Origin of the sequence: Edwardsiella hoshinae NBRC 105699 = ATCC 33379 (assembly GCF_000474215.1) — a bacterium.
GTDB classification, from domain to species: Bacteria; Pseudomonadota; Gammaproteobacteria; order Enterobacterales; family Enterobacteriaceae; genus Edwardsiella; species Edwardsiella hoshinae.
Genome location: NZ_BAUC01000013.1, coordinates 78270 through 90596, shown reverse-complemented (window position 1 = coordinate 90596; position 12327 = coordinate 78270). Strand labels below are relative to the sequence as shown.

The 12327-nt window shown below is 58.8% G+C and carries 13 protein-coding genes; 5 read left to right on the top strand and 8 right to left on the bottom strand.

The genetic code is table 11. The features are described from left to right. Positions 1 to 232: 232 nt before the first annotated feature. The 3 genes from modA to EHO01S_RS05970 are packed head-to-tail and all read left to right on the top strand — an operon-like array spanning position 233 to position 2381. Positions 233 to 979: a molybdate ABC transporter substrate-binding protein gene (modA, locus tag EHO01S_RS18655; RefSeq protein ID WP_024523101.1), complete on the top strand. Its 747-nt coding sequence runs from the start codon at positions 233 to 235 to the stop codon at positions 977 to 979. 6 nt (positions 980 to 985) lie between these two features. Next, positions 986 to 1774 carry an ABC transporter permease gene (locus EHO01S_RS18650; RefSeq protein ID WP_024523100.1) on the top strand — a complete coding sequence of 263 codons (789 nt, stop codon included), beginning with the start codon at positions 986 to 988 and terminating at the stop codon, positions 1772 to 1774. Beyond that, complete coding sequence (locus EHO01S_RS05970) at positions 1761 to 2381, top strand: ABC transporter ATP-binding protein (RefSeq protein ID WP_024523099.1); 621 nt, start codon at positions 1761 to 1763, stop codon at positions 2379 to 2381. The genes EHO01S_RS18650 and EHO01S_RS05970 overlap by 14 nt, the downstream gene beginning before the upstream one ends. Positions 2382 to 2401: 20 nt before the next feature. On the opposite strand, the gene EHO01S_RS17460 is transcribed toward EHO01S_RS05970, so the two are convergent. Further along, the gene (locus EHO01S_RS17460) at positions 2402 to 3445 is read right to left on the bottom strand and encodes a sialate O-acetylesterase (RefSeq protein WP_035370258.1); all 1044 of its coding nucleotides are present in this window, start codon (positions 3443 to 3445) and stop codon (positions 2402 to 2404) included. Between the two features lie 151 nt (positions 3446 to 3596). Here EHO01S_RS17460 and EHO01S_RS05960 point away from each other — a divergent pair, with 151 nt between their 5' ends. Then, on the top strand, positions 3597 to 4235 hold the full coding sequence (locus EHO01S_RS05960) for a DUF1275 family protein (RefSeq protein WP_115314556.1): 639 nt from the start codon (positions 3597 to 3599) through the stop codon (positions 4233 to 4235). 4 nt (positions 4236 to 4239) lie between these two features. Here EHO01S_RS05960 and EHO01S_RS05955 read toward each other — a convergent pair whose 3' ends face one another. The 6 genes from EHO01S_RS05955 to EHO01S_RS05930 all read right to left on the bottom strand — a co-directional run bounded on the left by EHO01S_RS05955 (position 4240) and on the right by EHO01S_RS05930 (position 10612). Further along, positions 4240 to 5130, bottom strand: coding sequence for a dihydrodipicolinate synthase family protein (locus tag EHO01S_RS05955; protein WP_024523097.1), 891 nt, complete (start codon positions 5128 to 5130; stop codon positions 4240 to 4242). A 156-nt stretch (positions 5131 to 5286) separates the two neighbouring features. After that, positions 5287 to 6171 carry a MurR/RpiR family transcriptional regulator gene (locus EHO01S_RS05950; protein ID WP_024523096.1) on the bottom strand — a complete coding sequence of 295 codons (885 nt, stop codon included), beginning with the start codon at positions 6169 to 6171 and terminating at the stop codon, positions 5287 to 5289. 133 nt (positions 6172 to 6304) lie between these two features. Next, on the bottom strand, positions 6305 to 7789 hold the full coding sequence (locus tag EHO01S_RS17455) for a sodium:solute symporter family protein (RefSeq protein ID WP_035370256.1): 1485 nt from the start codon (positions 7787 to 7789) through the stop codon (positions 6305 to 6307). A 101-nt stretch (positions 7790 to 7890) separates the two neighbouring features. Then, a complete protein-coding gene (locus tag EHO01S_RS05940) occupies positions 7891 to 8586 on the bottom strand; it encodes an oligogalacturonate-specific porin KdgM family protein (RefSeq protein WP_035370253.1) in 696 nt (231 codons plus the stop codon). Between the two features lie 129 nt (positions 8587 to 8715). Then, positions 8716 to 9870, bottom strand: a complete 1155-nt coding sequence (locus EHO01S_RS05935) for an N-acetylneuraminate epimerase (RefSeq protein ID WP_024523094.1) — start codon at positions 9868 to 9870, stop codon at positions 8716 to 8718. 427 nt (positions 9871 to 10297) lie between these two features. Then, positions 10298 to 10612: a hypothetical protein gene (locus EHO01S_RS05930; protein WP_024523093.1), complete on the bottom strand. Its 315-nt coding sequence runs from the start codon at positions 10610 to 10612 to the stop codon at positions 10298 to 10300. Positions 10613 to 11209: 597 nt separating this feature from the next. Here EHO01S_RS05930 and yjjG point away from each other — a divergent pair. Then, positions 11210 to 11884, top strand: a complete 675-nt coding sequence (gene yjjG / locus EHO01S_RS05925; protein ID WP_024523092.1) for a pyrimidine 5'-nucleotidase — start codon at positions 11210 to 11212, stop codon at positions 11882 to 11884. A 195-nt stretch (positions 11885 to 12079) separates the two neighbouring features. Here the strand turns inward: yjjG and EHO01S_RS05920 are convergent, their stop codons facing one another. Then, complete coding sequence (locus EHO01S_RS05920; protein WP_005296746.1) at positions 12080 to 12283, bottom strand: hypothetical protein; 204 nt, start codon at positions 12281 to 12283, stop codon at positions 12080 to 12082. Positions 12284 to 12327: the final 44 nt, after the last annotated feature.

Genomic DNA, 12327 nt, shown 5'->3' with positions numbered 1-12327 from the left:
CTGCCTTGCTGCCTTGCTGCCTTGCTGCCTTGCTGCCTTGCTGCCTTGCTGCCTTGCTGCCCTGCTGCCCTGCTGCCCTGCTGCCCTGTGGACGGGGCGAGTAGCCCGGGAGCCTATGGCGGGAAAAGGTCGATGGTGATCACGTTGCCCCGGTTTGGTCGTTGTCGAATTATCGTAATATATTTACATATATAGCGATTGACGAAGCAGCTTGCGCTAAGAGAGGGACAACATGGGCTGGGTAAGAACGATGGGGATCGCACTGCTGTGCGGGTGGAGCGCGTTGGCGACAGCGGCGGAATTGCATCTGTATGCCGGAGCCGGGCTGCGCGAGCCGGTCGAGGCGGTGGTCGCCGCCTTCGAGCGGCAGAGTGGCCACCGGGTAACGATCGAATATGGCGGTTCCGGGCAATTGTTGACCCGGATTAACTTGACCCAGGCGGGCGATCTGTTTCTCCCCGGCTCGGCCGACTATGTCGAGCGTCTACGCGCTCAGGATCGCATCGCCTTCTCTGCACCGCTGGTGTTGCATACGCCGGTGATGGTGGTGCGCCGCGCCAGTCCGGGCCGGGTGGCCAGCTTGGCGCAGTTGGCGCAGAGCCCGTTGACGATCGGTATGGGCGATCCACAGGCCATCGCCTTGGGGCGCAGCGGTGATGCCTTGTTGACGGCCAGCGGTGTGGGGCCGGCATTGCGCGCTAAGGTGACGGTGCAGGCGACGACGATTAAACAGCTGTTGCTGTATGTGCTGAACGGCGACGTGGATGCGGCGGTGATTGGCCGAGCGGATGCGATGCGCCACCGCGATCAGTTGCGTCTGCTGCCGACACCGCCCGGCGTGCCGCAAGAGGTCGCCACCATCGCCGTGCTGAAGAGCAGCGCGGCGCCGCAGGCTGCGCGCGCCCTGGCGGATTACTTCGCTTCACCCGCCGGGATCGCGGCATTTACCGCGCGTGGCTATTTGCCGTTGGCGGAGTAACGCAGGATGCGTATCTTGGCGCTGGTGCCGCTAGTGATCCTGTTGCTGTTCATCGCCGGCTCGTTGGCCGCGCTTGTGGGGCAGATTGAGGCGACGACGCTGACCCGATTGCTGCGCGATGAGGAGATCCGTTTTGCCGTCGCTCTCTCGTTGAGCAGCGCCCTAGTGTCGTTGCTGTTGGCTTGCCTACTCGCTTTACCGGCGGCCTGGGCGCTGGTGCGCCTCGAACTGCCGGGTAAGCGTTGGCTCAATCTGCTGCTCGATCTCCCGCTGGTGACGCCGCCGCTGGTGATCGGGATCGGTCTGTTGCTGTTATTGGGGCAGCAAGGCGTGGTGGGTAGCTGGTGGCCGGCCATGGCCCAGCGCCTGTTTTCGCCATTGGGTATTGTCATCGCGCAGACCTATGTCGCCAGCGCCATCCTGTTACGCAGTGCCAGCGCGGCGCTGGCTGGCATCGATCGCACCTGGCTGGAGACGGCACACAACCTGGGACTGGCACCGTTGGCTACCTTTCTGTTGGTGGAGATCCCGTTGGTGTGGCGCGCCCTGGTGAGCGGGGCGGTGCTGGCGTTGTCGCGAGCGTTAGGGGAGTTCGGCGCGACCCTGATGTTGGCGGGGGCGACGCGGATGAAGACCGAGACCCTACCGATCGCGGTGTATCTTAACATCGCCGGAGGGGATTTCTCCGCCGCCGTCGGCTGCGCGCTGCTGCTGATCCTGCTGGCGTTTCTGCTGCTACTGGTGCTGCATGGGATACGCCCGCGCGCCGAGGAGGGACGACATGCTGCATGTTGAAGGGCTACAGTGCGCCATATTGCGGGAGATAAGCCTAACGGCGCCCGCCGGATGCTGTACCGCCATTGCGGGGGCTTCGGGCAGTGGCAAAACCACGCTATTGCGCGCCATCGCCGGTCATCTCCCCTACCGCGGTCGGGTCGCGATCGCCGGCCAGTGCGTCGACGGACTGCCGGCCTGGCGCCGCCCCTGCCGCCATCTCAATCAACGCTTATATCTCTTTCCCTTTCTCACCGTGGAGCAGAATCTAACGCTGGCGCAGTTCGCCGCCGGGCAGGCGCGCCAGGCCGAGCCCCGACGTGAGGTGTTGCATGCCTTGGAGGTTGACCATCTGGCGCGGCGCTATCCGGGACAGCTGTCCGGCGGTGAGCAGCAACGAGTGGCGTTGGCGCGCGCGCTGGTGAGTGCGCCGGCACTGCTGTTATTGGACGAGCCGTTCTCCAGCCTGGATTGGCCGTTGCGGCGCCGTTTGTGGCAGGCGTTGCGTCAGGTGCAGCGCCGCCGCGCCCTGACGTTACTGTTGGTCAGCCACGAGCCGCGCGAGATCGCGGCGTTGGCCGACGGCGGCTACCGTTTGCAGCAGGGGCGCCTGCTTCCTGGCGATTGAGCCGTCCGAGGGGGCTCGCCTCAGACCTTGGCGGGCTGGAGCGCGCTGTGGCGCAGGATGGCGGCAACCAAGCGTTCGGGGATCAGCGTACGCCGAGCCGGCGCGCTGAAGTGGGCGGCGCGTAACGCGGTGGTCCAGTTTGTCGCATCGCGGGAGGCGGCGCCGTAGTAGTGCGCCGCCGGGATATCGGGATCGTCAGCCGGCGCATTGCTCGGGGTGGCCTTGCCCTGCGCGTCGTACATCAAGGGGACGAAATGTACCCCAGGCAACGGGCAGCGTCGATAGGCACCATAGATCGCCGCGTACTGTAGCGGGTAGGTCGTCTGCCAATACGTGCAGGTATCGCCGCAGATCCAGGGCACCGCCTGGGTCGCTCCTCCGGCCTGCTGCGCTGCCGTATCGGCCATATCGTGACGGAAACGGGCGACCATGGCTTGGAACAAGGCGGGGTGACGGGCGTAATCTGCGCTGGTCAGGTCAAACTCACCCTGCATCCAGATCACCGCCAGCAGACGGTTGGCCGGGTTATGGCGCAACGCGGCCCGCGTCCGATCGCATAGATCCCGGTAGAGCGGTGTCGCTACCCCCCAGCGACAGGCATCCGCCGTCGCGCCGTGCGCGGGATGATAGCTACCGTGTTCTCCCTGAGTGAAGGCGGAACCGCCCCGAGCGCACGGCACGATCAGGAGTCCCGCCTCGGCAGGCAGGTAGGGCAGCAGCTTCTTGCCGATATGCAGCGCCTGGGCGACACAGCCATACTCGCCGCGCCGCAGATCGGCATGTGGATGGTGGAAGCCACTCATGTCTTGCACATCGTGTGGGCAGTGATCCAGCGCGATCACCTGATTGTAATGGCAAGGTGGTCCGTCGGGGGTCACCGTGGCACGGCGGGCCAGCTGCTTAATGCGCTCATGGGGCGCATCCAGGGTGTAGGGCAGCGGTATTCCTTCGCCGTAGGCCATCGCATTCGACTGCCCGGCGATAGGCAGCACATAGTAATAGCGCGGCGGCGTGTGCTTCTGCGCGGCGCAAGCATCGACGGCGCATGTCGGGCGAGTCATCATTGGCGCTCTCCTCTTCCGGGTCGCTTGAGACGGCGGCCGGTGAACCGGTTTGCCGTCGCACCGCGCTATCCGTTTTCCCCGCGCCATCGGCTATGCTATAGGGAAGTGCGCCCGCTCAATGGGCGGCGGCGTGCGCCAGCGGGAGCGGGGAATGGATAAGCGTTTTGCGGTGCTGTTATTACTTACCTTGGTCGGCGGTTTCGCCGATGCCGGTAGCTTTGTTTTATTGACCACCTTTACCGGCCATATCACCGGTAATGCCGTGTTGGCGATGATCTACCTGGCCCAGGGACACTGGCTGACGCTGGGTTACTGCACCATCGCCTTATGCTGTTTCCTGGCGGGCACCTTCTTCGGTAGCTGCTGGCGTCTACGCCACCAGACGGATAACGCCCCGCGACATATCGCGCCGCTGTTGTGCTGGCAAGCGCTGTTGATGTTGGCGGGATGCGGTCTATGGCAACTGGGCAGTAGTGCCGGCTTCATCTTGCTACAGGCACTGGCGCTCGGGCTACAGAATGGTGTCATCCAGAGCCTACGTAGCGCCAAGGTTCATTCCACCTACATCACCGGGATGTCGACGTCGCTGATCAACAGTCTCGCGAACGGCTGCCATGCGCAGGAGCGTGCGCTGCGCTGGACGCTGTTTGCCGGGATCCTCGGTTTTGTCGCCGGAGCGCTGTTAGGCGGCGTGTTGACCGCCCGCTTCGCGCTGTTTGGCTTCATCGTGCTGCTGCTGCCGCTATTGGCGGCCGCCCAGTTGAGCCGGCAACTGGCTGATAACGGATAACGCACTACTCCCACGCAATGGCCTGTAGCTTGGCGAGGGCATCGGCTTTCTGTTGCGCGTTCAACGGACGCAACGGGCGGCGGGGATCGCCGACGTCGATACCGTGCAGTTGCATGGCGACCTTACCCGCGGCGACGCCACCATATTCCACCAGGACGCGAATGATGGCGATAACCTTATCCATGCAGCGGGCGACATCTTGCATATCGCCCCGCTGGAAGCTCGCCATCAGGCGCAGATAGAGCGGCGCCGCATAGTTATAGGTGCTACCGACCGCGCTGGTGGCGCCACAGGCTAACCCCGCGGGCATGAATTCGTCGACGCCAAATGGGATGTCGAAGCGGCCGTGATCGACGCGGAGACAGCGCTGATACTCATACATATCGCTGGCATTGAATTTCATTCCACTCAGGTTGGCGATGCGATCGGCGGCGTGCAAGAGAAAACGCTCCATGTCGATATTGAGGCCAGACATCGTGGAGTGGTAGTAGTAGAAGCCTTTATCCGGCGCGGCGGCGGCGATCAGACGGCAATACTCGACCAGATCGTCTACGTTGTTGGGCTTGAAGAAGCAGGGGCCGATGACCGAGGTGGCCATGATCTCCAAGGTGTTGGCGTGGCGCGCCAGGGTGAGTGAGTCGGCGATGCTCAGAGCGCCGGTGTGGATGATCAGATCTAACTTACCCTGGCTGGCCGCCACCCAGCGTTCGGCGATGCGCATTCGTTCCTCGACCGAGCAGTGGATGCCCTCGCCGGTGGTGCCGAGCACGTAGGCGCCGGTCACGCCGCTATTGATCAGGTGGGCGGCGATCTGATCGATCACCGGGTAATTAACGCTGCCGTCGACCTGGAAGGGGGTGTGTGGCGCGGCGATCAAACCTGTTAGCTTTTTCATTCCAGCCTCCTTGTTGGAGCGGTTTTATCGTTGGGTGTTTTACGATGGAGTTTTGCTCCATATTAGACCGTGCATGATGCCGAGGCAACCGTCGCGCGCGGTCACAACGCCTGCATGGCGCAAAATGTGACCGCCTGCGGTGTCGCTGGGGACGGGTTACAGGGACTTGGCGCTGTGTAGGGCGTCTAGGGTGCGCCGTTTTTGGGCGGTGCGTTGGGGCTCGGCCTGCACCAGCAGGGTATACAGCAGATCCAGCACAAAGAGCTGAGCGGTCTTGGTGCCGATGGAGTCGCCCTGGAGTTTGCCCTGTTGGTTGCCGTTGATCAGGCAGATATCGGCGTAACTGATCAACGCCGAGCCCAGATTGTGGGTTAGGGCGATGGTGCGAGCCCCCGCCTCACGCGCCAGTTTGAGGGTATGCACCGTCTCTGCGGAGGCGCCAGAGTGGCTGATGGCGATGGCGACGTCACCCGGTTGCAGCAGCGTGGCCTGCATATACATGAAGTGATTGTTGCTGGTGCTGTTGACCCGGTAGCCGATGCGCATCAGCTTATTCTTCATATCCTCGGCGGTGATGCCGGAGGAGCCAACCCCGCAGATAAACAGAGAGTTGGCCTGGCGGATAGCGTCTACCGCCGCCTGCACCTGTGCCATATCCAATAAGTTTAGGGTCTCCGAGAGGACACAGTTGATCGCGCTTTGTAGCTTACGGCCAATGGTCAGCAGATCGTCATCGTCGGCGATCTCGGCATCGAGCAACGGCGTCTCGTCGTCGTCGTTGCGGGCCAGCTCGATCGCCAGATCCAGCTTAAAATCTTGGAATCCCTTGTAACCGAGGGTGCGGCAGAAACGGATCACCGTCGCTTCTCCGGCCTGGGTCGTCTGCGCCAACTGGGCAATGGAGAGCTGACTCACCTGCGCGGGATGTTGCAGGATATAGTCGGCGATGCGCTGGGAGACGCGAGTCAAGCTGTTGCGCATGGCGGAAAGGGTATCGAGGATTTTGCCGGGCTGTAGACGAATCTGCTGTGAATCCTTCATCTCTGGGCCTTGATTGGTGCGCACATCACCCTGCGGCGCGGCGACATGGATAGGGTGATTAAGCCTAACAAATAACGACGGCCAAAAAAAGAGAGCCCGGCGGACGCCGGGCTGGGCGGGGCTAAGCGGCGAGTTAAGCCTGATCCTCGTCGAGGATGATTTGTTTGGCGGGAGCCGCGAAGAGTGGCGCGCTGATCATCCCGGCGATCACCACGGTCAAGGTACCGATCACGCCGTAAAAGAAGAAGTTGAGATCGGTGGTATAACGGGCCAGCAGTACCGCGATGACGCTGACGATGATGCCGACGACGGCGCTGCTGGCGTTGGCGCGTTTACAGAAGATCCCCAACATGAACAGACCGGTCATCGGCCCTCCCATCAGGCCGATCAGGCTGTTGAAGGCGTCCCATACCTCCGACTCGTTGGCATACACCAGCCATAGGGTGGCCAGGCTGCTCAGTAGCCCTGCAATGATGATCACCAGGCGCGCCAGTTTCATCTTCTGTGCCGGGTTAGGCTCTTGGCGGCTTAAGCGTACATAGATATCGGAGTTGAAGCAGCTGGAGATGCTGTTCAGGCTACTGGAGATACTGGATTGGGCCGCGGCGAAGATGGCGGCGATGATGAGTCCGGCGATCCCGCTCGGCATCTGCGTCACCACGAACAGGGGCAGAATGCCGCCGGTGTTGAAGTCCTGCGGCAGCAGTTGGGGATGCTGCTGGTAGAAGACAAACAGCGCCGAACCGATGGTGAAGAAAATGAGCGGCATGACGGCGACCAACTTGGCGTTGGTGATCAGGGTGCGCTTAGTCTCCTCAATGGAATCGGTGACGATGTAGCGCTGCACCACGTCTTGGCTGGCGGTAAATTGTTGGATGTTGGCGAACAGGAAGCCGATGGTCAGCACCGGAATAGTGCTATCGGTCCAGCTCCAACGCCACTGACTGGCGGGGAAAAACTTGTCGGCGCTGGCGGTTGCCTGGTAGATCTCGACGATCCCTCCGTCCACTTTCCAGCAGATCATCAGGAAGATCAGGATCGCCCCGCCGGAGAGCAGCGCCCCTTGGATCACGTCGGTCCAGATGACCCCTTCGATCCCACCCATCCAGGTATAGATGATGCAAAGGATGCTGATCAGTAACACCAACAGAATAGGATCGATGTTGATAAGCGGGCGGAGCGCCAGTACGGTCAGGTAGGTGATGATGGCGATCCGCCCGATATGAAAGAGCATGAAGGAGAGGCTGGCGAACAGACGGCTGCGTACGTCGAAGCGCGCTTCCAGATACTCATAGGCCGAGGTGATCTTCAATTTACGGAAGAACGGGATATAGAAATAGAACACCAGCGGCAGGATGGCGATGACCAGATACTGGCCGATGATGAAGGTCCAGTCGGAAGTATAGGTTTTGGCTGGGATCGACATGAACGTGATGGAGCTGAGGGTGGTAGCGAACACCGATATCCCGGCGGCCCAGCCGGGGACGCGACCGCCGGCACGGAAGTAGTCATCCGCCGTTTTTTGCCGTTTTGCGAAGTACATCGCAACCACGATGATCGCCAGCAGGTAGCCGAACAGGACGGTGTAGTTGAGAACGCCGAAATCATGAATTTGCATATTTCACTCCTGCCATGGATGGAATAGGGGGCGGAGCGCGCCGTGTCGCGGTTTGGCGTGCTGATGCAGGTGCCGATCCCTTGGCACCTGCGGTGGGATAATTAAAAATTGTATTGCAGTCCCACACGGTAGCGCGTCTGGCGCGCATCGCTGTTTTTATTGACCGCGACATTGCCGACTTCGATATAAGGCGTAAAGGTCTGGTTGATCTTGTAGGCGAATGCCACGTTATGTTCGTAGTTAGTCTTTTTGTTGTTATATTTCAGTGCATCGCTATACATCTGCGTATAATTATATTCCAGACGCGCATCCGCGAAGCGGTAACCGATATAACCGTCGAGACGGTTGGTCGTTTCGTCATTACTTCCGTCTTGCGTTTTGCGCGCATAGTCATAACGGTAACGTCCGGCCAGATACAGGCCATTGTCAAAGCTGTATTGTGCCCGTAGGTAGGGTTTATAGATGGCGTTATCGTTACCGCTTTCAAAAATAATCCCTGGTTGTAGACTAATATTTTGATCGATCTTGTAGTTATAACTCAGTCCCATTTCTATGGCATTGGTGACCAGATCGCTGAGGAATTTATCTTGTTCATTATTCACGCCACCCGATTTCACGCTGGCATCGACATAAAAACTGACGCCATTATCAAGGCTTTGAATAATAGCGATACGATCTTTATGAATACGTGTCGAGTCAGCATATTCATGACGAAAATCTAAGGTGGTAGCGGCATAGGTGTAAGGTAGCGCTAACGTGGCCGCTGCTAGCGTTAATGCAATGATTTTCTTTTCCATTTTTATATTCCCAGAGGTATTGATAACTATGTTTTGATTATGAGTACTGTGTTGCCACAGCGTCTCGCACAGCGCTATCGGGTGCGAGAACGGTAAGATCAATAAAAACGCTTACGGCATTTGCCGTGGTTATTCGATAGTGAGTTTGCCGTTACGTAGACTTAGGCCGATGACCGAATCTACCGCTTGCCCTTGTTGTGTTTCACCGCCGATCAGATACAGCGTCGCGCCATCACTGATCGCGACCCCATAGCCCAACGGTTGCGGCAGCTCACCGACGGCGCGCCAGGTCTCCCCCTGCTGAGCGAATATCGCGCGTTGCCAGGTCTTGTTTAGCCCTTGATGCGCATAGTAGTGCTGCTGGCGGTAGTTGGCGCGTGCTCCGGGGAAGTTGGCCCCGCCGGCCACCAACAATGTGCCGTGGCTGTAACCGGCATAGGCCCCGGCCAGTCCCTCCTGGAGATTCTCCCCTTGTGCGGGGGGCAGGTGCGCATCGCCCGTCCAGCGCAGCTTGCCCTGCGACCAGAGGCCATAGTGGATACGGTCGGTACGCAGGCCCGGCTTGATCTCGCCATTGATTAGGGTAATGCGTTCGCCGCTACGCACCAGGGCTGAACCGGCTGTACCAGCAAAGGGGGTGATCCCCAAGGCGTGCCACTGATTATTTTTCGCATCATATAGCAATGCTTCACGACTAAAAAAATAGTCTGCACTCGGCTTGTTAAAATAATTCTGGATAATATTTTCAGTGGCGGCTTTATCGTCTTTATATTGGTTGCTATCACGTAGATAGCCATCGAATATCGATTTATTAACGCCGCCGAGGAATAATCCCTGATAAGTGTTCAGGGCGACGCCAGCATGGCCGGCGAGACTGCGGGGCGGATGGCTGGCGATTTTCTGCCATTGATCGTTAGCCGGATCATAACGGTAAATATCGCTGAGGATAGACGCGGTGGCATCGTGCCCGCTGGCGTTACCGATACCGCCAAAGACATAGAGGCTATTATTTAACGCCAAGGTGACGGCTTGATCGCGTGGCGTACCGGGAAATTCGGCGATTGGCTGCCACCTTTTCTCTTTACTTTGCATATCCAGGCGATACCAGGATTTATTGGCACTGCCTAATCCGATATACATAACCTTATTGAGAATGGCACCGGTTCCCGCCTTAACGGTTTGGGGTAATGGAGGTAATGATTCCGCGCGTAATGCCGGAATAACTGCAAGTGAGACGACTAAGGCGGCGATGAGCCGCGTAGTAGAGGGTATTAAGCCAGGCATAAACACTCCTGTGATCAACGTGTAATGGCATATAAATAAGATGATGGCGACTGCGCTGGCAGCGCGCTCATCGCTCCTACACGGTAGGACACGCTGCTATTGTAGTATTGCTCCATTATGAAATGATCTTTGGAGTAATACTTCAATGCGTTTGACGAGGAAATGTGAGTGAGCTCAAAAAGCAATCAACGGCTTTATTCCCCCCGAGGCGCGGGGCGCATCACGCGGCAGCGCTACCCTGGGCGCGCTGGGCGTTTGCCCGCTACGCGCCCAGGCCTCTCCGACGAGACGCCACGTGCTGTACGGCTTGTTTCGCCTGATCGTTACCGTTAGCGCTGACGATGGGGTTGAGATAATCGGGCGTCTCGCCTGCGCCCTGACTTTGCTCGCGAAGGGGTAAAGGGGACGGCTGTGCCTGTCGCCGTCGCTAGGCGAGGTAGAGGCTATTCAGGCAATCGCTCTGCTTCTCCGGCGGCAGGAAGCTGCGGATTAATAGTTGCAGATCGATCTTCTCGCCGACGAACATCACTTGCAGATAGGGCGCATCGCTGATGCTGATGCGATGCAATGTGCAAAAATCACGCAGTTCGTCGCTAATCTCGAGCAGGGACAGCAGTAAGCGATAGCGAGGGGGCGGCGCGGTAGCGTGTCGTTTCTCCGCGATCTGATCGATCAACGCGCGTAGGCGCGGCGCATTGCGCTGGCTTGGATTGTTGGGGGTATGCCATCTTCGGGAGGCCATAGAACTATCCTGATGCTGACGGTTTTTATTATCGTATTGATCGTCGTTGTAGAGCTGGCGCTGACGCGATGGCGTGATAACCGCAAGGGTATGCGGCGCCGGAGGCGGGAGGCGCAAGACGACAAACGACGGTGGTCTATCGGTCAAAATGGCCATCGTTAAAGCATAGCCATAAAAAGAGTCCGGCGCCTGTATAACAAGAGTTTCTGGCTAGCGTCAAGGTGCTTTTAATCAGAAAAGAGCTAATAAAAACAGAGGGCTGTAGATTTTTATTCGGATTTTTTGCCCAAGCCTCGGTTTGCCGGTGCTCGGACAGGCTGTTCAACGGCGAACGCACCCAATATCTGAACTATCATATTGATTTAACTAAAACTACCAGAATAGTGCGTTCATGTTACCGCGACGCTATCCGGTTACTCGCCGCGGTAGGGATCGCTCGCTATTCTATGGCACAATGAGCGGCGCTCATCGTTCGCGGCTTGCTGGCGATGGGGCGGTGTCTCGTTCTGAACGCGGTTCGGTCAGTGTGCCATTACCCGCTGCGCCCGGGGTTGTGTGTGGTGGCGTGGGGGCGATGTAAGTGGAATAAGTAACGCTATGAAATACAGTTGGATTTTATTTGATGCGGATGAAACACTATTCCGTTTTGATGCCTATCGTGGGCTACGCCTGATGTTTTCTCGCTTTAATGTCGATTTTAGCCTGGAGGATTACCAGGCTTATGAGGCAGTGAATCAACCGTTATGGGTCGCTTACCAAGAGGGGCGCATCGACTCGCAGCAACTGCAAGAGCGGCGTTTCTCCGCGTGGGCCAAGCGTCTGAACATGGCGGCGAGCGTTATCAATGCGGCTTTCATTCAGGCGATGGCGGAGATCTGCGAACCGTTACCGGGCGCGCGTGAGTTAGTGCTCTCGCTGCGTGGCCGGGTTCGTATGGGGATCATTACCAACGGGTTTTCCGCCATGCAGGACGCACGCTTAAAACGTACCGGTTTGAGCGATGTCTTCACTCCACTGGTGGTATCGGAAGCGGTGGGCGTGGCTAAGCCGGATGTGGCGATTTTCGAACATGCCTTCGCGCTGATGAATCACCCACCTCGGGAGCAGATCCTGATGGTCGGGGATAACCCGCATTCCGACATTCTCGGCGGTATTAATGCCGGTATTGATACCTGTTGGTTGAATCCACGCGAGGAACCGATGCCGCAGGGCATCACGGCGAACTATCAGGTGAGCTCGTTACACGAACTCCAGCAGATCTTACTGGCGTAAGCCAGCACGCGGGGAATGGAGCAGCACGCCATAGCGCCGTATGTCCGGAGGCCAAAAGGCCCATCAGCAGAGGGACGGCGCAAAGGCGTGCGAGGTAGTATACAGGATACGGCCTAGCGAAAAGGGCGGCGGGTCAGCGAAACGGGCGCCGCGATAGCAACCGGCGGCGTGGTGCGCGAGGAGGGATGGCGGGGGTTAACGCTGGCGCTGGGATTTGGCCCATTGCACTTTTTGCCAGTCTTCGCAGCAGTCGCTGTCGCAGAAGTTGCCTGTCGGGATCGGGGCGTGACAGTTGTAGCAGTAACCGGTCGGGGCCATGCTGGGTTTGTGACGGTTGGCCAGCGCCAGGTCGCGTTCCAGTTCTTCCAGCGCGCTAGCGTTGTCAAATTCGTCTGCCATAGAAATACCTCAACGTTTGTAGATAGGATAGACCGGCGCCGATT